22 protein-coding genes and 1 pseudogene are annotated in these 21565 nt (G+C 67.9%); 3 read left to right on the top strand and 20 right to left on the bottom strand.

Annotation, left to right across the window (positions count from 1 at the left end; translation table 11 throughout):
* The first annotated feature begins 90 nt into the window (after window positions 1–90).
* Both ACGFIZ_RS24040 and ACGFIZ_RS24035 read left to right on the top strand, forming a co-directional pair.
* The gene (locus ACGFIZ_RS24040; protein ID WP_393422694.1) at window positions 91–909 is read left to right on the top strand and encodes a PaaX family transcriptional regulator C-terminal domain-containing protein; all 819 of its coding nucleotides are present in this window, start codon (window positions 91–93) and stop codon (window positions 907–909) included.
* A 3-nt stretch (window positions 910–912) separates the two neighbouring features.
* On the top strand, window positions 913–1704 hold the full coding sequence (locus ACGFIZ_RS24035) for an enoyl-CoA hydratase/isomerase family protein (protein WP_393422692.1): 792 nt from the start codon (window positions 913–915) through the stop codon (window positions 1702–1704).
* Between the two features lie 165 nt (window positions 1705–1869).
* Here ACGFIZ_RS24035 and ACGFIZ_RS24030 read toward each other — a convergent pair whose 3' ends face one another.
* The 15 genes from ACGFIZ_RS24030 to ACGFIZ_RS23960 form a co-directional block, all read right to left on the bottom strand.
* Window positions 1870–1989 carry an SDR family oxidoreductase gene (locus ACGFIZ_RS24030; protein WP_393422690.1) on the bottom strand — a complete coding sequence of 40 codons (120 nt, stop codon included), beginning with the start codon at window positions 1987–1989 and terminating at the stop codon, window positions 1870–1872.
* 37 nt (window positions 1990–2026) lie between these two features.
* The gene (locus tag ACGFIZ_RS24025; protein ID WP_393422688.1) at window positions 2027–2443 is read right to left on the bottom strand and encodes a VOC family protein; all 417 of its coding nucleotides are present in this window, start codon (window positions 2441–2443) and stop codon (window positions 2027–2029) included.
* Between the two features lies 1 nt (window position 2444).
* Entirely contained in the window at window positions 2445–3521 is a 1077-nt protein-coding gene (locus ACGFIZ_RS24020) for an ABC transporter permease (RefSeq protein ID WP_393422686.1), read from the bottom strand.
* 2 nt (window positions 3522–3523) lie between these two features.
* A complete protein-coding gene (locus ACGFIZ_RS24015; RefSeq protein WP_393422684.1) occupies window positions 3524–4612 on the bottom strand; it encodes an ABC transporter permease in 1089 nt (362 codons plus the stop codon).
* Window positions 4609–6162: an ABC transporter ATP-binding protein gene (locus tag ACGFIZ_RS24010; protein ID WP_393422682.1), complete on the bottom strand. Its 1554-nt coding sequence runs from the start codon at window positions 6160–6162 to the stop codon at window positions 4609–4611. The genes ACGFIZ_RS24015 and ACGFIZ_RS24010 overlap by 4 nt, the downstream gene beginning before the upstream one ends.
* 3 nt (window positions 6163–6165) lie before the next feature.
* Window positions 6166–7164 carry a BMP family ABC transporter substrate-binding protein gene (locus ACGFIZ_RS24005; RefSeq protein ID WP_393422680.1) on the bottom strand — a complete coding sequence of 333 codons (999 nt, stop codon included), beginning with the start codon at window positions 7162–7164 and terminating at the stop codon, window positions 6166–6168.
* Between the two features lie 58 nt (window positions 7165–7222).
* Window positions 7223–8638 carry an amidohydrolase family protein gene (locus ACGFIZ_RS24000; protein ID WP_393422678.1) on the bottom strand — a complete coding sequence of 472 codons (1416 nt, stop codon included), beginning with the start codon at window positions 8636–8638 and terminating at the stop codon, window positions 7223–7225.
* A 241-nt stretch (window positions 8639–8879) separates the two neighbouring features.
* Window positions 8880–9566, bottom strand: coding sequence for a GntR family transcriptional regulator (locus tag ACGFIZ_RS23995; RefSeq protein ID WP_393422676.1), 687 nt, complete (start codon window positions 9564–9566; stop codon window positions 8880–8882).
* Between the two features lie 80 nt (window positions 9567–9646).
* Window positions 9647–10660 (bottom strand): aminopeptidase, encoded by a 1014-nt coding sequence (locus tag ACGFIZ_RS23990; protein ID WP_393422674.1) that lies wholly within the window; start codon window positions 10658–10660, stop codon window positions 9647–9649.
* Complete coding sequence (locus ACGFIZ_RS23985) at window positions 10650–11654, bottom strand: LLM class flavin-dependent oxidoreductase (RefSeq protein ID WP_393422672.1); 1005 nt, start codon at window positions 11652–11654, stop codon at window positions 10650–10652. Before ACGFIZ_RS23985 ends, ACGFIZ_RS23990 begins: the two co-directional genes overlap by 11 nt.
* Before the next feature lie 18 nt (window positions 11655–11672).
* Window positions 11673–12806, bottom strand: a complete 1134-nt coding sequence (locus ACGFIZ_RS23980; protein WP_393422670.1) for a M20/M25/M40 family metallo-hydrolase — start codon at window positions 12804–12806, stop codon at window positions 11673–11675.
* Window positions 12803–13975 carry a CaiB/BaiF CoA transferase family protein gene (locus ACGFIZ_RS23975; RefSeq protein WP_393422668.1) on the bottom strand — a complete coding sequence of 391 codons (1173 nt, stop codon included), beginning with the start codon at window positions 13973–13975 and terminating at the stop codon, window positions 12803–12805. The genes ACGFIZ_RS23980 and ACGFIZ_RS23975 overlap by 4 nt, the downstream gene beginning before the upstream one ends.
* Window positions 13969–15561 carry a methylmalonyl-CoA mutase gene (locus ACGFIZ_RS23970; protein WP_393422666.1) on the bottom strand — a complete coding sequence of 531 codons (1593 nt, stop codon included), beginning with the start codon at window positions 15559–15561 and terminating at the stop codon, window positions 13969–13971. The genes ACGFIZ_RS23975 and ACGFIZ_RS23970 overlap by 7 nt, the downstream gene beginning before the upstream one ends.
* Before the next feature lie 6 nt (window positions 15562–15567).
* Window positions 15568–15978, bottom strand: a complete 411-nt coding sequence (locus tag ACGFIZ_RS23965; protein WP_393422664.1) for a cobalamin B12-binding domain-containing protein — start codon at window positions 15976–15978, stop codon at window positions 15568–15570.
* A gap of 2 nt (window positions 15979–15980) precedes the next feature.
* Window positions 15981–17321 (bottom strand): M20 family metallopeptidase, encoded by a 1341-nt coding sequence (locus tag ACGFIZ_RS23960; RefSeq protein ID WP_393422662.1) that lies wholly within the window; start codon window positions 17319–17321, stop codon window positions 15981–15983.
* Between the two features lie 119 nt (window positions 17322–17440).
* On the opposite strand from ACGFIZ_RS23960, the gene npdG reads away from it, so the two are divergent.
* Complete coding sequence (gene npdG / locus ACGFIZ_RS23955) at window positions 17441–18109, top strand: NADPH-dependent F420 reductase (RefSeq protein WP_393422660.1); 669 nt, start codon at window positions 17441–17443, stop codon at window positions 18107–18109.
* A gap of 146 nt (window positions 18110–18255) precedes the next feature.
* Here the strand turns inward: npdG and ACGFIZ_RS23950 are convergent, their stop codons facing one another.
* The 5 genes and pseudogenes from ACGFIZ_RS23950 to ACGFIZ_RS23930 form a co-directional block, all read right to left on the bottom strand.
* Entirely contained in the window at window positions 18256–18906 is a 651-nt protein-coding gene (locus ACGFIZ_RS23950; protein WP_393422658.1) for a hypothetical protein, read from the bottom strand.
* A 13-nt stretch (window positions 18907–18919) separates the two neighbouring features.
* A complete protein-coding gene (locus ACGFIZ_RS23945; protein ID WP_393422656.1) occupies window positions 18920–19501 on the bottom strand; it encodes a DNA-3-methyladenine glycosylase I in 582 nt (193 codons plus the stop codon).
* A gap of 143 nt (window positions 19502–19644) precedes the next feature.
* Window positions 19645–20142, bottom strand: a complete 498-nt coding sequence (locus ACGFIZ_RS23940) for an SRPBCC family protein (RefSeq protein WP_393422654.1) — start codon at window positions 20140–20142, stop codon at window positions 19645–19647.
* Between the two features lie 188 nt (window positions 20143–20330).
* Window positions 20331–20966 (bottom strand): annotated as a pseudogene (locus ACGFIZ_RS23935) (DivIVA domain-containing protein); the annotation flags it as partial.
* Between the two features lie 188 nt (window positions 20967–21154).
* Window positions 21155–21565 (bottom strand): transposase family protein (locus ACGFIZ_RS23930; RefSeq protein ID WP_393422652.1); only part of this gene is annotated, 411 nt, incomplete at its 5' end.

The raw sequence follows: 21565 nt of genomic DNA, 5'->3' as shown, positions 1-21565 counted from the left end.
CCCTGATGAACACCGCCGGACCCAAACCGAAGCAGCATTGATGTAACAGCACCTAGCATATCTTGAGAAGGCCTGTCACAATGTGCGGTCATGCAGGCACGGTCGGCACTCTTCGACCTGTACGGCGACCACCTCCGGGCGCGGGGTGGCCGCGCGCCGGTCGCGGCCCTGGTCAAGCTGCTCGCGCCGCTCGGGATCGCACCCCCGGCGGTGCGGACGGCGGTCAGCCGGATGGTCCGCCAGGGTTGGCTGGACCCCCTCCGCCTGCCCTCCGGACCGGGATATTCGATCACGGCGAAGGCGGCCCGGCGGCTCGACGAGGCGGCCGCCCGCGTCTACCGCACCGGCCGGATCAGCTGGGACGGTCGGTTCGATCTGCTCGTCCTGGAGGCCCCCACCCCGCGGCGGGACCGGCAGCGGCTCGCCGCCATGCTGAGCTTCCTCGGCTACGGCGCCCTCGACGAGCAGACCTGGGTGGGCACCCGCCCCGCCGAGGACATCGACGTCCTGCTGGAGGAGGCGGGCGTGCGGTACGAGCGGTTCACCGCGGCGCACGCCGCGGGCACCCCCGGCGCGATGGGGGTGGTCCGCCGGGCCTGGGACCTCGCCCAGATCGGACACGCCTACGAACGGTTCGTCGACGAGCAGCGCCCGCTGCTGGCCGGGGTGACCGCCCGGAGCAGCGACGAGGAGGCGTACGCCGCCCGGTTCCGGCTCGTGCACGCGTGGCGTACCTTCCTGTTCCGGGATCCGCAGCTGCCGCCGGCGCTGCTGCCCGACCGCTGGCCCGGCACCGCCGCGGCCAGCTTCTTCGACCGGCACGCGGCCCGGCTACGTCCGGCCGCCGACCGGTACGTCGAGCGGTGCCTCGACGCCACGAACCGCATCGCCCGACAGAAGGGTCGTTAGAGAGTGACCGAGCCGCTGCTGGTCGACCGCACCGACGCCGTCGTCACCCTGACGCTGAACCGCCCGACGGCGATGAACTCGCTCGACGTGGCGCTGAAGGCGGCGCTGCGGGACACCCTGGCCGAACTGGAGGCCGACCGGGCCTGCCGGGCCGTGGTGCTCGCCGGCGCGGGCGGCTCGTTCAGCGCCGGCCAGGACCTGCGTGAGCACGTGCAGACCCTCGAATCGGGGACGCCGGACCCGCTGGGGACGGTGCGGGCCCACTACAACCCGATCGCCGCCCGGCTGGCCAACCTGCCCAAGCCGGTGGTCGCCGCGGTCCGGGGCATGGCCGCCGGGGCCGGCGCGTCGCTGGCCTTCCTGGCCGACTTCCGCATCGGCGGGCCGGGCACGCGCTTCCTGATGGCCTTCGCCGGGGTGGGACTCGCCGCCGACACCGGCGCCTCCTGGACGCTGCCCCGGCTGGTCGGTCACGCCAAGGCCGTCGAACTGCTGATGCTCGCCGAGCCGGTGCGCGCCGAGGAGGCCAACCGGCTCGGCCTGCTGACCAGGCTGGTCGACGACGACGAGCAGGTGCTGCCGACCGCGCAGGAGTTGGCCGCCCGGCTCGCCGCGGGCCCCACCGTCGCGTACGGGGCGATCAAGCGGCAGCTCTCCATCGCCGACGCGGGCACCCTCGCCGACGCGCTGGCCGCCGAGGCGCAGGCCCAGTCCATCTGCGGCGCCACGGCGGATCACCGCGACGCGACGATGGCCTTCGTCAACAAGCAGAAGCCGACCTTCGCCGGCCACTGAGGCCCGTCGCCCAGCCGTTGCAGGCTCCGGCGCGCGGCCGGTCAGCGGCCACGGCCACCGTCGCTGGCACCCGGTCGGTCAGCGGCACGCGGCCACCCTCGTCGGTATGCGGCCGGTCAGCGGCATTCGTCTGTCGGCGGACGCGGCTCTCGCGGGCGGGCGCCGTCAGCGGGCCACGTAGCCGCCGTCGACCGGAATGGTGTGGCCGGTGATCCAGGCCGCGTCGTCGGAGGCGAGGAAGAGCACGACTCCGGCCACGTCGTCCGGGGTGGGGATGCCCGGCAACGTCAGGAGACCGAAAAAGGGCGAGACAGCTCTCCTGTCAGAACTCGCTCCTCACTTCGACGAACTCCACGAGAACGCCGCCGAAAGACTTCGGGTACGCGAAGGCGATGAGATGTCCGCCGCCGCCTGTCCGGGGCTCCGGATCTATGAAGTCGATGCCGTGATCGCGCAGTTCGCTCATGGTGGCGGCGATGTCGTCGACCTCGAAGGCGATGTGGTGCAGTCCGGGCCCGCGGCGGTCGACGGAACGCTTGACCACGCCTTCCCCAGTCACTTCGAGTCCCTGAAGAGAGCAATTACCGAGATCCAGCATTCGCTCGTTGAAGCCAGGTACACGCTCGACACTGGTCACCGGCAAACCAAGGGTGCGCTGGAATGTCTCGGCGAGTTCGGCACCTTGGCCTTCGGCAAAGGCGACATGGTGAAGCCCCTTCACCCGGGTCGGGTTCAGCACGTCAGATGGCCTTCCGGTCGAACGGATCCGCGAGGGCGGTCGGGACGCGTGCGTGACCGACGAGGCCCGCTAGCGCAGCGAGACTGAGCAGGTAAGGAAGCGCCAGCCAGAGCTGCGCAGGGACCGTGAGGCTTGCGCCAGAGACTCCGATGGCCGCGATGATGAGCGCGATCACGATCGGTGGCACCGCCTTCTTGACGATGAACCCGCGGCGGCTCGCCAGGACCAGCGCGATCGCAAGGATGATCGTGGCCAGGACGTACCAGACGCTTCCGGGTACCTCCGATGCGTTCTGGAGGCGTAGCTGAAGGGCGTCCGCCGCGCCGAAGAGCATCGCGGCGCCGATGGTTCCACGCAGCGTCCATTTCCCGAAAACGACGGCGGCGAGCGCGAGGAATCCGCGTCCACCGGTCATTCCCTCGACAAAAATGCCGACCTGTACCACGGTCAGGAAGGCGCCGGCAAGGCCAGCGAGAAGACCTGCGGTCAAGACGGCCGAGTAGCGGACCACGTTGACATTGATGCCAGCAGTCTCGACCGCCTCCGGCAATTCACCGGATCCACGGACGGCAAGTCCCCAACGACTGCGGTACAGAGCCCATGCGATGGCCGGGATCAGCAGATACGTCAGGTACGTGACGATCGTCTGGTCGAACAGGGGCTTGCCAACGCCTGGAATGTCGGAGAGCACGGGTATGGAGACCAGACCCATGCGGTCGATCGACACCTGCCCCCGGTCGAGGAACAGTTCGCGGTTGAGGAAGATGGTGACGCCGGCGCCGATGAGGTTGATGCCGACGCCGACAACAATCTGGTCGGCACGGAACGTCACAGAGAGAATCGCCATCACAAGTGCAAGGGACATGCCACCTGCTGTACCGGCGAGCAGGCCAAGCCACGGAGATCCGGTTCGCTCGACGAAGAGGAAACCGAAGAACGCGCCGAAGAGCATCATCCCTTCGAGTCCGACGTTCATCACTCCGGCGCGTTGGGAGATCAGCTCTCCGAGTGCGGGGAGAAGGATTGGCACTGCGAGCGCGACGGCGGCGCCGAGGAGTGCTGCGTCAAAGGGACTCATCTTCAGGCTACCTCCGCCGCGGTGAGCCTGGCCGCGGGTTGCTTGGTCGCGTCGACTCGACGCCAATGGGACTTCTGAAGCAAGAAGGTCGAGCCTGCGACCAGCACGATGACGAGACCCTGGGTCACCAGCACGAGACCGGACGGGACCCCGACGCGGGCTTCCATCAGTCCGCCGCCCTGCTTGAGAAAGGCGAACAGCAGAGCCGCCGGAACACAGCCGAGTGGGCTGTTCCTTGCCAGAAGCGCGACGACAATGCCCTCGAAGCCGTAGTTCGCCGAGAAGTTGTCCGCCATGTTCCCGGCCGGGCTCGAGGAGATCAACGAGGAGCCGGCGAGACCTGCAAGCCCCCCTGAGGCAACCAGCGCCAGGGCTGCAACCTTGGTGGTCGAGATTCCGGAGTACGCCGCGAAGTCCTTGTTCGCGCCGGTAAACCGGAGACGGTATCCGATGCGGGTGCTGGAGAGCACCCACGCGACGACGATCGTTGCCAGTGGAATCAGGACGATGTCCCAGTGGAGCCTCATCGCCTCGATCAGAGGCCACCGTGCCGACTGTTCGACCGGTGAGGTCTGTCCGAGGGTGTGAGTTGGCTCCTCCAGCGGACCAGTGACGAGCCAGCTGATGATCTGGATCATCACGAAGTTCAGCAGCAGGGTCGAGATGATCTCGTTGACGTGTCGCTTGGCCCAGAGCCAAGCCGCGATCCCAGCCCAGGCTGCGCCGCCGACGATGCCGCCGATGACCAGCAGGGAGAGGTGCACAACGGCGGGGAGGCCGGTGAGCTTGAGACCGATGATCGTGGCGACCGCTCCACCGGCCAGGATCTGTCCCTCCAAGCCCACGTTGATTCGTCGCACCGAGAACGCGAGCACCCAGCCGAGCGAGGCAAGCGTGAGCGGCACAGCCTTGGCGAGCATCGCGCCGAACTGTCGTTCGCTACCGAAGCTTGCGTCGATCATCGCGTTGATGGCGTCACCGGGCGCCTTGCCCGCCGCGGCGACGATGGTCATCGAGACGATGAGGGCGGCGACGACGGCGGCGGCCGAGATCGCGATGGAGGTCAGTGCCTCCCGGACTCGGGGGCTCACGCCGGCACCTCGTTGGGGTGAGAGATCATCAGGTGTCCAAGGCGCTCGACCGTCGCCTCTGCCGCGTCGAGAACAGCGACGATGCGACCTCGCACCAGCACAGCGATACGGTCGGAGAGCATTAGGAGCTCCTCCATTTCGGATGAGACGAGAAGCGTTGCCCCGCCTCTCGCCCTGTGCGCGTTGAGCGCGCGGTAGACGTACTCCATCGCTCCGACGTCGAGGCCACGAGTCGGTTGGGCGGCGATGACCAGGCGCGGCTGGCGGCTGAGTTCGCGAGCGATGACGGCCTTCTGCTGATTCCCGCCGGACAGCTGCCGCATTCGAACATCGGCGTTCGGTACCCGGATGTCGTACTCAGCGACCAGCTTCTCGTCGCGCTCATGGATGGCTCGACGGCGTCGAAGCCCACGGCGGAACAGGCTGGGGTTGTTGAGCTCCTTCACCAGAAGGTTTTCCGATACGGAAAGGGTGAGCGCGACCGCATTGCGGTGTCGATCCTCGGGAATGACGGCGACGCCACGGGCTGCCAGGTCGGCTGGTGTCGGGTGGCCGACCTCATGGCCGGCGAACACGACGCTCCCCGAGTCGGCGGCTCGGACACCGCAGGCGAGGTCCACCAGGTACGACTGACCATTGCCTTCGATCCCGGCGATTCCGAGGATCTCACCGTCTCGCACCTCGAGTGACACGTCCTCCAGCCGCGGTCGGCCGTCGCGGTCGTTGACGCACACGTCGGTGAAGGTGAGTGCCGGGGCTCCGAGAGCCGCAGGTGCGCGGTCCTGGCGAAGACGGACCTCACGCCCAACCATCATGTTGATTACTTCCGCGGGCGTGGTCTCTCGCGTCGCGACAGTACCGATGAGCCGGCCGTCCCGGAGGACGGTGCAGCGATCGGCGACGTCGAAGACCTCGTCGAGCTTGTGGGTGATCAGGACGACCGTGCGGCCAACGTCCGCCATCGAGCGGAGCACTTTGGAAAGGTGTTGCCACTCGCCCTTGGTGAGAACTGCGGTCGGCTCGTCGAAAATGAGGATGCCGGTGTCGGTATACAGCAGCTTGAGGATCTCGACCCGCTGACGCTCGCCCACAGACAGGTCCTCGACCAGTGCATCGGGGTCCACTCCGAACTGGTAGGATTCTGCAAGTTCCCGGATACGGTCCCTTACCTGATCGAGTTGCGAACTCGCAGCCAGCTTTCCGGGAATGCTGAGAGCGACGTTCTCGGCGACGGTCATGTCCGGGACCAGCATGAAGTGCTGGTGGACCATGCCGATGCCGAGGCTCTGGGCGTCCCGGGGGCGGCGGATCCTCACCTCCCGCCCCCGGACGTGGATAGATCCCGCGTCCGCCGAAACGACACCACCCACGATCTTCATCAGGGTGGACTTTCCGGCACCGTTCTCACCGAGCAGGGCGAGAACCTCGCCCTCGAAGATCTGGAGGCTGACGTCGTTGTTTGCGACAACGCCCGGGTAGGTCTTGTGGATGCCGACGAGCTCAACGCACGGCGTGGCTCGTCGGTTGTCGACGGACGCGGGATCAATCATGGGTCAGCCACCCTCCGGCATTGTGATCTTGCCCGAGTTGATCTTCTCGGTGACCTGGTCCGCAAGGGGCTGGAGGTGAGTGCTGTTCGGGCACATGGTGAGCTTCTGGATCGCCGGATCTTCGAGGGCGTACTTCTTGGTGCCCGCCGGCAGCTGCTCGTTCACGTAGTCGTTCAGGATCGTCTCCACCAGCTTCTGGTTGTTCTGGTAGTCGTACCCGATGATCTGGTCGCTCTCTTCGCATCGGTCGGTGGTCGGGTTGAACACCTTGACGTCCTTGCCGGAGTCCTTGATGGCCTGCAGCACACCCGGGAGGCCGGCGTCGACGAAGGCGTAGATGATGTCGACACCATCTGCGATCTGGGCGGCGGCCGCCTGTTTGGCCTTCGCTGCGTCACTGAAGTCACCGACGGTGACGTGGGCGTACTTGATGTTGCCGTTGGTGGCCTTCGCGCCCGCCTCGAAGTCGATGTCCGACTGGCTGGTCGGGGGAATGGCCGCGCCGCCGATGAATCCGACGTGACCGGTCTTCGACTCCTGGGCCGCGATGGTGCCCGCGACGTACGCGGGAACGCCCTGCAGCATCATGTAGGCGTGGAGGTTGTCGATGCCCTCCTTGACGACACCGCTCATCACGAAGGTGGTGTCCGGATGGTTCGGCGCGACGCTGTTGGCACCGGCGACGAGGGCGCTGCCGCCGCCGATGATGATGTCGTTGTCGGCAGCGAGGTTGTTGAGCGCGTCGGAGATGTCGGACGGGTCGGTGAGGTTGTCGACGACGGAGATCTTGAGGTTGAGTTCCTCCTCCAGCGCCTGCACCCCCTTGAGGTACGTCTGGTAGAAGGCGCCGTCGTTCCGCGGACCCGCGAGCGCGACGCCCACCTTGATCACGTCGCCGTCGCTGCCGCCGGGCGAGTTGTCGTCGGAGCTGCCGCACGCGGCAGTTCCGAGCAGGGTCAGGGTCGCAACCGTAGTGGCGGCGACCAGGGAGAGCATTCTCATCTGACGTCTCCATTTCTCCGATGCCGAGGTTGGTTCTCGGCAGAGGCTCAGGGTTGGCTCAGAGAACTGGCCAGGCAGGGACTGGGTCGATTCCGATCTCCTTGAGCACGCGGCGATCGATGGCCTCGACCTCCTCGCGCAGTGACTGCTCGTCGACCCTGGTCAGCTGCTTGTTGTCGAGCACGACCTCGCCGGCGATGAGGACCGTGTGCACGGAGTGGCCGGTCGCGCCGTAGACGAGGTTCGCGATCGGGTTGTGCAGCGGGCGCCAGTCGAAGTCCTCGGCCTCGAAAATGGTGATGTCGGCTTCCTTACCGACCTCGATGCCACCGACAACGTCGTCCCACCCGAGCGCACGGGAGCCGTTGATCGTGCCCATCTCGACGGCCTGCTCAGCAGAGACCGCGTTCGGGTCCTGCCGAGCGTCACGCGGGAGCAGGGCAGCCAAGTAGATGGCCCGCGTGATGTCCTGGTGGTTCGAGCAGTTCTCGGCGTCGGTCCCGAGCATGACCGGGACGCCCGCGGCGAGGAGTTCGGGCCACTTGCCGAACTGGGTCGTGCCCTTGGCGAGCTTCAGTGCGGTGCTCGGGTTCTTCGAGATCCGGGCTCCGCTGTCGGCGATCAATCGCACCTCCCAATCGGCGACGCTGGTCACGTGATTCATGAACACGCGATCGTTGAGCGCGCCGATCTTGTGCATGTGCTCGATCGGCCGGTGACCGAATGCCTGCTGCTCGAGCGCCACCTCGCGCTCGCTGGTGGACTTGTGGAGGACCATCAGCGAGTCCGCTTCCACAGCAAGGTTGGCCGCGGCGACGGTCAGCTCGTCGGAGCAGGTGCCGACCCCCTCGATGGTGACGGCGTCCCGGATGCGGGGGTTGTTGAACTTCCGGACGGTCTCGACGCCCCACTCCAGCCGCTTGACTGCCTCCGGGGCCGTGAACCGAAGCCAGTTCGGCAGGTCCGCGTCGCCCGCGGAGCCGGCCTGGTCCCAGGTCCAGGGTCCGGTCCGGCAGCGCATACCGGAGGCGGCAATGGCCTCGAGGACGGCCTCGAGGTGGTTGCAGCCCGGCTCCTGGAAGCTGGTGGTGCCGAACCGGATCATCTCCGCGGTGGCGTGGAGGGCATAGGTGTGCATGTCCTCCTCCGTGAGCCGGGAGAAGGACGGGTAGATGAAGCTGCGAAGCGCCTGGAGGGTGGTGCCACCCTCGGGCATCGCGCCCTTGGCACAGCACAGGAGGTGGCGGTGGCCGTTCGACATGCCGGGGATGGTCACCTTGTTGCGACCGTCGACGGTCCTGCGACCGCGGTACTGGTGCGCAAGGTCAGCTCGCTGTCCTACCGCCACGATCTTCGTGCCGTCGATTGCGACGAATCCGTCCCGGAAGATCCTGCGCTCCGGGTCCACGGTGACGATCCAGCCGCCGTCGATGACGACGTCTACTTCGATCGGCTCGACGTTGTCCTGGGTCACTTCTCCGCCGCCTCTCAACTTTCAGATTTGATATCTGATGTCGGATGTGTGGAATCTAGCACCGTGTCGAGGGCCACGGTCAATGACTTCTTCGAAGGTTTCTCAACAAGTTGTTGCTGCTAGCCAGAGGGCCGGCACGACGGCCGGCGCGACCCAGCCGGTAGTCGGGATCGCGCCGGCGGTGCGTGCCGGCCCAGGTTGCGTAACGGGCTGGTTGGCCCCCGTCTCCGATCGGTGTGAGTCAGGAGTTCTGTTCGTCGCCGACGAAGTTCTCCAGTTGGTCACCCATCACGGACCTGACGTGCGCGCGCATGTGCTTCTCGGCGGCCGCCGCGTCCTGGCGGACGATGGCGGTCCAGATCCTTTCGTGCTCCTCGAGGGAGTGCTCGATGCGCCCTGGGATGTCGACGGTCAGTCGGCCGATCCGGCGCTGGTGGCCCTCCAGATCGTTGATGATGTCGTTCATCCACTTGTTGTCGCACTGCGAGTAGATGAGCCGGTCGAAGTTCTCGAACAGGGAGATGACCTCGTCGATCTTGCCCTCGTCGATGGCCTTTCGGGTCTCGCGGACGTTGCGTTGGAGAGCCTCGTAGAGCTCGTCGTTGCGCGACTCTGCAGCACGCGCTGCGCACCGCCCCTCGACGAGTTCGCGGACCTCGTACACCTCGCGCAGGTCACGCCTGGTATAGCCGGCGACGATCGCGCCGCGGTACGGGATGAGTTCGACGAAGCGGTCCTTCTGCAGGCGGACGAAGGCTTCTCGGACCGGCGTCTTGCTGACGTTCAGCGACGTCGAGATGTCGACCTCTCGCAGTGCTGTACCGACCTTGAAGTCTCCGTTGATGATGCCTCGACGGAGGTACTCGTACACGCGGTCCTTGAGTTGGAGATGCTGGAACTCCCCACCCGGCTGGACGTCCGAACTCATCCCGGCCCCTCGTTTCATTTCGGATCGGCCGCGTATCGGCACGACCCGCCCAGGTTCAGATCGCATACTATATTCCAGACTCAACCGCCTGACGGGTAGCCGGGATGTTTTGCGTCGACCCGGTGTCGATTGAGTACAAGTTCGCCGTCCGCGAGGACCGGGCGTCCGTCGAGTTCCAACGTGGCGTGCTGCATGACGCAGTCCAGGTGCGCGACCGCGTCGACAGAGCCCCCGTAGGCGATGGAGTTGCCGAACGCGATGTGCGCGCTGCCGAGGGTGGACTCGGTCTCCATCGGAACTCCGCACACTCGTCCGTTGGGGTTGAGCCCCATGGAGACCTCGGCGAGATTCGACATGCGGGGATCGCCGCAGCGTCTCATCATCTCCAGCAGTCGTGCCGACTCGTCCCCCTCAGCAGCATTGAACTCTCCGTTCTTGATGTGGAGCACGACGGGTTCGGTGACCGGCCCGGGTCCCATGAACAGGAAGTCACCGTCGATGACGACGACGCCACTGGTGCTGCCCTCAACGGGTGCCGTGCCGGACTCGACATCGGGTGGGCACATGTAGGAGCCGGGTTCGCGAGCGATTCCGAAAAGCGCCCGTCCCTTGCGGCCACGAACGGACCCCGAGAGATCGGTGCCGGCCGGGGTCGTCAGCCGGTAGATGTCAGCGCGTTCCCAGGCGGCAGACAAAGCCTCGGTCACCGCTCGAAGCTCGTCGAAATCGACATCGAGAGGACCGCCGATCCGGAACGTGTCGGCGACCACACCTGGCATGCACAGGTAGCGGCTGCCGTGCGCGGTCGCGTTCTGACGCGCCCTGCTGGACCCGATGAAGGTCGACGTGAGTTCGATCGCGGCGCTGGAACCGTCGAGGATTCGGGCGACGGCGGCCGGCGGCTCGCTGCCCGGCACCTCGTAGCGCGGCATGCGGGTGACGACCGGGATGCAGCCCCGGTCGTCCAACCCGCGTACCAGGCCTTCGATGACGTCGGTATCGGTCTCGTCGTCGATCAGGAGGACGACCTCCTCGGTCTTCGACACACCGAGGCACTGGTCGAGGACGGTGGCGAGGGTCTGCTCAGGAAGCATTTTTCGCCTTGGCAACGTCGTCGAACACGTTCTTGAAGTTCCGCATTGTCGTGAACCGGTCGTCGCCGAGCGGGAAGACAGAGATGCAGTCGATGCCGAGGTCCATCATGTTCTCGATGTGCTGACGCGCCCGGTCGGGTCCGCCGGCCAGCGCCATGCGATGGACGAACTCGTCGGGCAACAACTTGGCTGCCTCCTCGGCCTCCTGGAACTCGCCTCCTTCGTACATCTTGCGAACCTGAGCGACGAGCTCGGGCGACAGACCGGCCATCTCGCAGTACCCGGGCGCAGTCTGCGGGAACCAGGCGGCGATCGTACGGCCAGCCGCGAACGCTGCCTCTTCGTCCTCATCGACGGCGCCGTAGGCAAACACGGTGATCTTGGGCCGTTCGCTCTTGCCAGCAGCCTCGACGCCGCGGTCGATGTGGTCGATGGCCCACTGGAGACCCTCGGGGTGAAGGCCGGCCAGCAGGATGACGCCGTCGGCGACCCGTCCAGCGAGTTGCAGCGTCTTCGGGCCGCTGCACGACATGTAGATCGGTACCTCGCGCTCGGCGGGCTCGCGCATGTGCGCGTCGTCGACGACGAATCCCGGGCCCTCCATCGTCACGTGCTTGCCGGTCCACAGCTGCCGCATCACGTCAATGGCGGACTCCAGCCTGGCCAGGGTGGCGGGCTTCGAACCCAGAGCAAGGAGGGGCCGGTCGCCGGCGCCGATGCCGAGGCGGAAGCGGCCTTCGCTGACCTCGTCGATGGTCGTGGCAGCGGTGGCCGTGACAGCGGGGTGACGGGTGATCGGATTGGTCACCGCCGTGCCGAGCAGCAGCCGGCTGCTACGGCGAGCCGCCAGGGTCAGGTAGGAGTAGACGTACCGGGCGTGAAGGGAGGAGTCAGTGAGCCAGAGCTCGTCGAAGCCCGACTGTTCGATCTCCTCGACCACGTTCTCGAACTCGACTGGGGGGTCGACCGGCTGGAGCGCAACGCCACTGAGCACTGTTTCTCCTTCTGGTGGTCAGGCAGATCGCTTGATGAGGGTGCGAACGAGCGCGTACAGACCAAAGCCGATGGCGTCGGGGTCGATCCACTCGTCCTCGGTGTGGGTGCCGTCGCCGTAGGTGATGCCCAGGGTGACTGCGGGGATGCCGGCTGCGTAGGCGACGTTGGCGTCGGTGCTGGCGGCGGTGAAGCGGGTCTCGATCCCGAGTTCGGCGAGCGATTCGGCCGCGACAACAGCCAGATTGTGGTCGTTGTCGATGCGGCCGGCGGGTCGGGACCCGAGCTGCTCGATGCCGACCTCGATGCCGTCGTACGTGGCGTTGAGGATGCCTTCGGCTTTGGTGACGAGCTCGGCGAGCGCGTCGGGGTCCTCCGAGCGCAGATCGAGGTCGAAGCTGGCGTTGATCGCGCGCGAGTTGATCGACTCGCCCCCGTGGAGGATACCGACGTTGCGGGACGTCTTGGCGGGGTGGTCGATCTGGATCTGCTCGATCGCGTGGACCATCGCGGCGGCGGCGTGCACGGCGCTGGGGGCAGTCGACTCCTCCCAGGCGTGCCCGCCTTGGCTGGTCAGCCGGATGCGGCGTCGTTCGGAACCGACCCCGATGGTGTTCACGCGGCCAAGATAGTTGCCCTCCAGAGCGATGAACGTGCCGACCTCGGACGGTGGGTTCGCCAGAGCGGCCCGGGCACCGGCGAGGTCCCCGAGGCCCTCTTCGCCGACGGTCGCAACGACCCATACCGGAACCGGGATCTCCACCGGAAGGAGTTCGTCCAGTGCTGACAGCGCGGCCACAGCGACGGTGTCGTCGCCACAGCCGGGGCCGACGACACGACCGTCAGCCTCGTGGCGAAGCCCGTGCCGCACGTCGCGGCTGAAGACCGTGTCCAGGTGGGCGGCGACGACGATGGCCGGCCCGGAGCCGACGCGACCGGGGCGTAGCCGGGTCCACAGGTTCCCGACGGCGTGCTCGGAGACGGTCAGGCCGTCAGCGTGCCACCACTCCTTGACGCGGCGGATACGGTCTACCTCGTCCAACGGGGGTGCCGGAATCTCGGAAAGCTCGAAGGTGCGCTCGAGGACCTTGGGCGCGATCTTCTCGCAGGCGGCGAGCAGGTCGCGGTCGGGCTGGTGAGGTTCGGCGGTCATCGTCCGGCCCTCCTGACGACGTGGAGTTCGGCGAGAACCTGACTGGTGTGCTCACCCAGACGTGGTGCCGGTCCCGGGAATGGCAGCGGGCCGTCGATCTGGATCGGCGCGCCGATGATCTTCTGACCGTTGGGGTTGGCCGGGTCGACCTGAACCTGGCCCAGCGCTTCGACCTGCGGCGAGCTGAGGACCTGCCCGAGGTCGCGCACCTCCGCCGCGGGGACTCCGAACTCCGACAGCCTCGCCATCCAGTAGGCGCGGCTGTTCTGCGTGAAGCGGGTCTCGAGTTCCGCGATGAGGTGCTCGAGGTGCGCAACACGGTCTGCGTTGGTCACGAACCGGCTGTCCCCGATCAGTTCGGGTGCGTCAATGGCGTCGCAGAGTCGGTGCCACAGGTCTTCGCTACCGGCGCCGGCCAGGACGACGTACCCGTCGTTGGCGCGGTAGGCACCGTAGGGGGCGAAGGTCGGCGAGTGGCTGCCGATGCGCCCGGGCACGTCGCCATTGATGAAGTAGGCAGGTGCGACGCTCGTGAAGGTGGACACGGCGAACTCCAGCAGAGAGGAGCTGACGACCGCCCCAGTGCCGTCGTTGGACGTACGCCGGTACAGGGCAGCGACGATCGCAAGGGCACACGAGACTGCGCTGCCGATGTCGAGAGCGGGCACACCGACCTTGACGGGTCCGCTGTCGGGTTCGCCGGTGACGCTCATCAGACCGCCCTCGGCCTGGAGAATGAGGTCGAAGCCGCCGCGCCCGGCGTCGGGACCGTGCTGGCCGTAGCCGGAGATGGAGCCGTAGACGAGGCGCGGGTATCGTTCGGTGACGCTCGCCGAGTCGAGTCCCAGCCTCTTCAGCGATCCAGGCCTGCCGTTCTCGATGAACACATCGGCTGTGGAAAGAAGCGCTTCGAGTGCCGAGAGCCCGTCGACGGACCTGAGGTCCAGCATCACCGATCGCTTGCCGAGGTTGAGCGCAGTGAACAGGCCGCTCTCGCCGTCGACGAACGCGGTGCCCTGGTTGCGGTACGGGTCACCTCCGGTCGGCACTTCGATCTTGATGACGTCTGCGCCGAGCATCGCGAGGAGCGTGCCGGTATAAGCACCGGACACGAACCGGGTCATGTCGATGACGCGGACTCCCTCGAGGGGACGGGTCTGGTTCACCATGGCTGCGGCTCCCGGTAGACACCGAAGACATCGCGCATCGTGTCGGCGATCTCGCCGAGGGTGGCACCGACCCGGCCGGCCTGCATGATGTGCGGCATGCTGTTGGTGTTGTTGACCAGCGAGCCGCGCAGCGCCTTGAGGGCAACCCCGACTTCAGCTTGGTCGCGGGACGCGAGTCGCTTGGCGAGCCTCTCACGCTGACGGTCGGCCGCTGTCTCGTCAACTTCGAACAGCGGCGGCGCGACCTCGTCGTCGTCGACGTACTTGTTCACGCCGACCTTGATCTTGCGGCCGGACTGGATGTCGCGCTCGTACTGGTAAGCGGACTCGGCGACCCAGCGCTGTGGGATGCCCTCGGCGAGCATCTCGATCAGACCTCCGCCCTCCTCGACCTTGTTCACTAGGTCCCAAGCACGGGCCTCGAGCTCGTCGGTGAGCGCCTCGACGAAGTACGAGCCGGCGAGTGGGTCGATGACCTTCGAGACACCTGACTCGTGGGCGATGATCTGCTGGGTTCGCAGCGCCAGCGTCACCGATTCCTCGGTCGGGATCTCCAGCGCTTCGTCGTACCCCATGACGTGGATCGACTGCGCACCCCCGAGTACCGCAGCCAGACACTGGAGGGTCGAGCGGACCACGTTGTTCAGCGGTTGCTGCGCGGTCAACGTAGCGCCGGAGCAGCCGGAGAAGAACCGCAGTCGGGCCGAGTTCTCCTTCGTCGCACCGAACCTGGTGGTGGCGAGATGGTGCCACATGCGGCGGGCTGCGCGGACCTTCGACGCCTCCTCGAACAGGTCGAGCTGACTGGAGAAGTGGAACGACAGGCGAGGCGCGAAGAAGTCGAAGTCGAGGCCGCGTGCCATGAACGCCTCGGTGTAGGCGATCGCGGAGGCCATCGTGAGGCCGAGTTCCTGGATGGCGTCGCAGCCGGCCTCGCGGGCGTGGTAGCCGGTGATTGAGATGCCGTTGAACCGCGGCAGGTGCTCGGACGCGTACTCGACGACGTCGGCCACGAGGCGGACGGAGTGCTCGGGTGGGAAGATGAACGTCTTGCGCGCCAGGAACTCCTTGAGGATGTCGTTCTGGAGCGTGCCGGCAACGTCTTTCATGTCTGCGCCCTGACGTTCAGCGGCGACAAGGTAGAACGCGAGGATGATGGGCGCGGTTCCGTTGATCGTGAAGTTGACTGACAGTTTGTCGATGGGGAGGCCGTTGAAGACCGTCTCCATGTCCTCGACGGTGTCGATCGCGACGCCGACTCGGCCGACTTCCGCTGCCACCTGTTCGTTGCTGGAGTCGTAGCCGAGCTGAGTCGGCAGGTCGAACGCCACTGACAGCGCGGTCTGGCCCTGCGAGAGCAGGAACCGGTAGCGCTCGTTGGTGTCCTCGGCCGATCCGTATCCGGCGTACTGCCGCATGCTCCACAGGCGCTCGCGGTACATCGTCGGATAAGGGCCGCGGGTGTAGGGCGCCTGTCCAGGCAGCCCGAGCCGATCCTCAAGCCCGGGTCGCACCGAGTCCGGGAAGTAGATCGGGTCGAGCGGAATTCCGGAGTCGGTGGTGACGATGCCGGCTTCGTCGGTCATGACTGGTCAGTCCTCCGATGCGATGGCGAAGATGCGGGAGACGAGATCGTCGATGGAGGTTCCAACCGGGAACACATCGCGGACGCCCATCTCGCGGAGGCGGACGACGTCGCTCGGCGGGATGGTCCCGCCGACGACGATTGCGACGTCGCCGAGGTGCGCTTCCTTGCACGCCGCGAGCAGTTGCCGGGACGCATCGACGTGGACTCCGGAGAGAACCGAGAGCCCGATGACGTCGACATCCTCGGCAACGGCTGCGGCGACGATCTGCTTCGGCGTCTGCTGGAGACCGAGGTAGATCACCTCGGCTCCAGCATCACGTAACGCCATTCCCACGACCTTCACGCCGCGGTCGTGCCCGTCGAGGCCCGGCTTCGCGAGAATGACCCTGGGGCGAGTTCCGTCGGCCTTGCTCATGGTCAGGCCTGAGGGCCCAGCGCCCGGACGGCGAACTCGGCGTAGACCCGGGTCGCCTCGACGATGTCGTCGATCGACAGGTGCTCGTCGGGGCAGTACACCGGCTCGCCACCGGGACCGAAGATGACGGTCGGGACCTTGTGGCCGAAGCTCGCGGTGTCGCCGAGCCAGCCGGCGGCCTGCAGCGGAGGCTCGGCGCCGTTGCGGACTGACTTGACCGAGGCGCGCATGAGCTCGACGACCTCGTCGCCCGGCTTGGCCAGGTAGCCGCTCTTGACGTCGACCAGTTCGAGCTTGGCCTGGAAGCGCGGCTCGCGCTTGTGGGCGGCCGCCAAGCAGCGCTCGATCTCGGCCTGGACCTCGTCAACGGTGACGCCGGGCTGTGGACGGCAGTCGACGCGGATGACGCACTCGTCGGGGATCATCGACGGGCCGCCCGGTGGGAGGCCGCCATACACCCGGCCGGGCGCCATGTAGGTCTCCTCGCCGAACAGGTCGGTGACCCAGCCCTCGATAGCCGGGGTCAGACGCGACTGGTCCAGCTCGATGATCGCGTGCGCGGCGAGCATGTTGGCGTTCACCGCAAGCGGCTTGTGGCAGGTGTGCGCCGACTTGCCCTGCACGGTGATGTCGAAGTAGTAGCGACCGCGGTGGCCGAGGAAGATCTCGTTGCCCGACAGCTCGCCGAGGACGGCGAGGTCGGCGTCGTACTCGTCGAAGTACTTGATGGAGCCCAGCTGGTCGCCCATGTGATCGGAGACGGCCGCCATGCCGACGGTGCCGTTGAGCGCGACACCGGAGTCGCGCAGTGCCTCCATGGCGACGATCTGGCAGACGAGCGCGGCCTTCATGTCCATGATGCCGTGGCCGTAGATCGCGTTGTCGATGATCTCGCCAGAGAACGGGTCGGTCTTGCTCCAGCCGATGGAGACCGGCTTGGTGTCCATGTGGCCGGTCATCACGATGCGCTTGCCCTTGCCGAAGCTGAGCTCGCCGATGGCGTTGGGCCGGTCGTCGATGACGTCCTGGAGGCCGGCGTTCTCGAAGCCGGCGTTCTTCATGTAGTCGGCGAGGAAGTTCGCAAGGGGGCCTTCATCTCCGAGGATGCTCGGGATGCGGCACACCTCCTGTACGAGCTCGTTCAGCCGCTCATAGTCGATCGCGTCCACAGCCTTCCGGGCCGCGGCGTCGATGGCGTCAGTCATGTGGGTGGTCCCTTCTGCCCCGAAGGCGGGGGGTAGACCTAAGTTTGAGATCTGATATTCAATGTAGCGAGCTTCACAGCCGAGCGCTACCCATGGACACAAAATTTCGATCTGATGCGTGACCTGCCGTGCACTCACACGGCGAGCCGGGTGCCCACGTGACCGGCTCCCACCGGTCTTCAGCTCCAGGGCTGTGCGGAACCCGCATCCCGTCGTAGGATCAGCTTCGCATCTGATATCTAACATGCGAGGTGTGAATGACTGCGTTGGAGATCGGCGTGATCGGCGGAACCGGCGCGCAGGGCAAGGGGCTGGCGTACCGCTTCGCGCTCGCCGGCCACAAGGTGCTGATCGGCTCGAGGAAACCGGAGAACGCCCAGAGGACCGCGGACGAGATCAATGATCGACTCGGCGTCCCGGCTGCGACGGGCGGCGGGAACCTGGACGTGGCTACCCGCGCCGAGCTTGTGCAGGTAGCCGTTCCCTGGGACGGCCACGAAGATGCCATCGCGGCAATCGCGCCCGCGCTGGCCGGGAAGATCGTGGTCAGTTGCGTGAACCCGCTCGGGTTTGACAAGGCCGGCGCCTACGGCCTACCGATGCCTGAATCGGCCGCGGAACAGCTCCAGCGCCTGGCACCGACCGCTCGCGTCGTTGGCGCCTTCCATCACGTTTCGGCCAGACTGCTCTGGCACCACGACGGTCCTCTCCGGCACGACGACATCCTCGTCGCTGGCAACGATGCCGAAGCTGTCGAGGCCGTGATGGTGCTTGCCGCATCGGTCACCGGCAAGGTCGGGATCCGTGCGGGCGCCCTTCGCCTGACCCACCAGCTCGAGCCACTGACCGCGGTTCTGATCAACATCAACAAGTACTACAAGGTGAACTCGGGTGTGTCCGTCTCGGGTCTGCGTGTCGAGGTGTGACAGTCACCGACGAGCCAACTGAGAAGGCGATCGCGCGGGCCGTAGCGCGGGCTGAGGCCGGAAAGCCGATCGATTGGCCTGAGACTGAGGCGCTGCTTGCCGCACGGGATGGTCTGCTCGGCCGCCTCATGTCGGCGGCCACCCGGCTAGTTGTCCTCCTCCGGGTCCTGGTTCGCCTCCTCGCCCAGCACGTACGCCTGCATGGCCAGCTCGTCCCCGGCCGGTGAGACGAACGCGGGCAGTTCCCGCGGGCCGAGATCCCGCACGTACGACCAGAACAGCCGGACCGCCTCCGCCCGGGTGGCCGCCTCGACCGGGATGTCCACGCTGACCAGCCAGGACCGGCGGGCCGGTGGCGGGCCGAGCCGCTCGGCCAACTCCCGGTACGCGGCGGCGGGCAGCGGGGAGACGGGCCCCTCGGGCGCCAGCCCCTCGGCCGACACCGGCTCGTCGAAGACCCGCCGGGTGTACGTCACCACGAGTGCCCCGGGGGCCGGGTCGGACTGCGGGTCGTCCGGGTCCTCCCGGCGCTCGACGGTGGGCCGGGCGACCCGCCCGAGGGCCACCAGCCGCAGCGGCTCCTCGACCAGCACCGCCACCGGGTCACCAGGGCGGGGGCCCGGGCCGGACGGCCCGCCCGGCGCCTCGATCCCGGTCAGCTCCAGCGTGTCGTGGTGGACGAGCTGCTCGGCGTCGTACCGGCCCGGGGGGAGGAGCACGGCCCAGGCGCCGTCGCCCCGCCCACCGTCGCCCCGGGCGGGGCTCGCGCCGCTCACGCGGTGGTCGGTGTCCGTCATGCACCCAATCCCATCACGCCGGCCCGGCGGCGGCGACGTGGCAGCCGGCCAGGTGGTCGTCGACCATCCCCGTGGCCTGCATCAGCGCGTACGCCGTCGTGGGACCCACGAACCGGAAGCCGCGCTTCTTCAGCGCCTTGGCCATGGCGGTGGACTCAGGGGTCAGCGCCGGCACGTCGGCGAACGACTCCGGCCGGGCGGCGCGGGGCGGCGGCGCGTACGACCAGAGCAGGGCGGAGAGACCGTCGGGCAACTCCCGCGCGACCCGGGCGTTGGCGATCGCCGCCTCGATCTTGGATCGGTTGCGGACGATCCCGGCGTCGGCGAGCAGCCGGGCCACGTCGGCCTCGCCGTAGCCGGCCACCTTCTCGATCCGGAACTCGTCGAAGGCCAGCCGGAAGGCGGGGCGCTTGCGCAGGATGGTCAGCCAGGACAGCCCCGACTGGAACGCCTCCAGGGTCATCCGCTCGTAGAGCGCGTCGTCGCCGTGCAACGGCCGGCCCCACTCGCTGTCGTGGTAGACGGCGTAGTCGGGGGTGCTCGCCCCCCAGGCGCAGCGGGACAGCCCGTCGGCGCCGATCACCAGGTCAGTCACGGCGTACACGCTAGTGCGGGACACCGACAGCGGGTCGCCGTGGCGGTCATGTGGGGGTGTCCGACCCGCCGGGACACCGCCACGTCGCCGGACCGGGGTGATCCGCCGGCTGGCGCCCCGTCCGCCGGCCGGCGGCCCGCCCGTCAGGGCAGGCGGCCCTGTTCGACGAGCCGGCCGAACTTCCGCAGCGCCTGGTTCAGGCTGATCTTGGAGCCGGGCCACAGCACCGGCCAGGCCACCCGCCCGGCCGTGCCCCCTGGCAGGTGGAACCACTCGTGCCAGACCACCTGGGTGCGACCGCCCTCGATCGGGGTGCAGCGCAGCACGCCGGGCCCGCGCAGCAGCTTGCCGCAGTGCACCACGCCGACCTCGTAGGGCACGTCGACGCGGACCACCCGCATCTCGTCCCGCAGGACGGCGGGACCGATCGCGGTGACCGCCTCCACGATGCTGCCCTCACCGCCGTCCCCCTCGACCACTCGGACGGTGGTGAACGGGATCCAGTCGGACTGCCGCTCCCAGGCCGTGAGGGCGGCGAAGACCCGGTCTGCCGGGGCGTTGACGATCACCGTGGCGGTGACCTCGCCGGCCCCGGGATGGGCGGCCTCGCCGAGGCCGTCGGCGTCGGCCGGCCCCGTCACGCCGGCTCCGGCCGGACCGCCGGCCCGCGCCCGCCCGCCGCGTCGGACACGCCCTCGGCTGGCGCCTCCGCACCGGCGGCCGTCTCGGTCACGGCAGGCGCCTCCGCCTCGGCGGGCGTCCCGGTCGCAACCCTCGTCTCCGCACCCGGCGGCGCCTCGGCCACGGGGTTCGCCTCCGCACCCGGCCGCGCCTCGGTCCCGGCGGGCACGTCGGCTTCCGCACCCGGCCGCGTCTCGGCGACGGCGGTCGCCTCCGCAGCCGGCCGCGCCTCGGCCACGGCGTTCGCCTCCGCACCCGGCGGCGTCTCGGCCCCGGCGGGCACGTCGGCGGCGTTCGCCTCCCGGTCCGCGGATGTCTCGGCGGCCAACCCGGCGTCCCGCCGGTCGGCCCCGGCCGCGTCCGCCACGGCGGCGGGGGCGGGGGCGGGGGCGGGGGCGGGGGCGGGGGCGGCGGGTTCGGCGACGGCTGCCGCCTGCTCGCGGGTGCGGCGCAGCGCGTCGGCGTCCGCGACACGCCCCTCGCGCAACGCGGTGACCTCCGCCTCCAGCACGCCGATCAGCTCCGACTTGTACCCGATGTCGTAGGCCGCCCGGCGCAGCGCCTGGTCGACCTGGGCCATCCGGTACCCGCGCAGCGTCGTGTCGAAACGAACGCCCCCGATGTCCGACTCGTGCAACGGTCGGCTGGCCGGCAGGGGAACCGCCCGCCCGTCGGGCTCGGCCGGCACGAGGCCGGGATCACGGCCGGTGACCAGCACCGTCACCCCGAACACCACCGCCGCGACCGTGAGGGCGACGACCAGCAGGAGCAGCACCTGACCCATGGAAGAGATCGTGGCACGCGGACGGGCCGGGAGCGAACCCGCCGGGCGGTCCCGCCGCGGATCCGTACGCGGGACGTGCCGGGCGGGCCGGCCGCCGGCCGACCGGTTAGCGTCGGGGCCGACCGGTTACGACGTGATGCACGATTGAGGCCGGGGCGTGCTTGTCTGGGCGGTTCGGTTGGTTGGGGTCACCGCTCCGCGCAGCGGTCGGATACCAGTCCCGCGATGGCGAGGATGGTGTCTTCGAAGTGTTCTCGGCGTCCGATGTAGCGTTGCAGCGGTCGCCACTGCTTCGGTTCCGCGATGGCGTGTTCCACGCAGATCCGTTGTGATGACTGGGCGTGCCGGGCGATGTTGTACTCGGCGTGTTGGGTTTCGTCGGCGTCCTTGCGTGGTCGCTTCGGTGGGGCGCTGACCTGGTCGGGGAAGTCCCGGGCCAGGCCCTGGTAGCCGGAGTCCACCTGGGCCTTGACCTTCGGGTACTGCCGCAGCAGGTCTTCCACACCTTCGGTGCGCAGCGCGGTGACGTCGTGCATCCGTCCCGGGCGGGTGGCCCCGCACCACAACAGGCGTCCCCGTTCGTCACTGATGATGGTGGA

The sequence above is a fragment of the Micromonospora sp. NPDC048830 genome (assembly GCF_043198215.1).
GTDB lineage: Bacteria > Actinomycetota > Actinomycetes > Mycobacteriales > Micromonosporaceae > Micromonospora.
The sequence above is the reverse complement of the archived record's forward strand: the minus strand, read 5'-3'. Positions and strand labels throughout refer to the sequence as shown.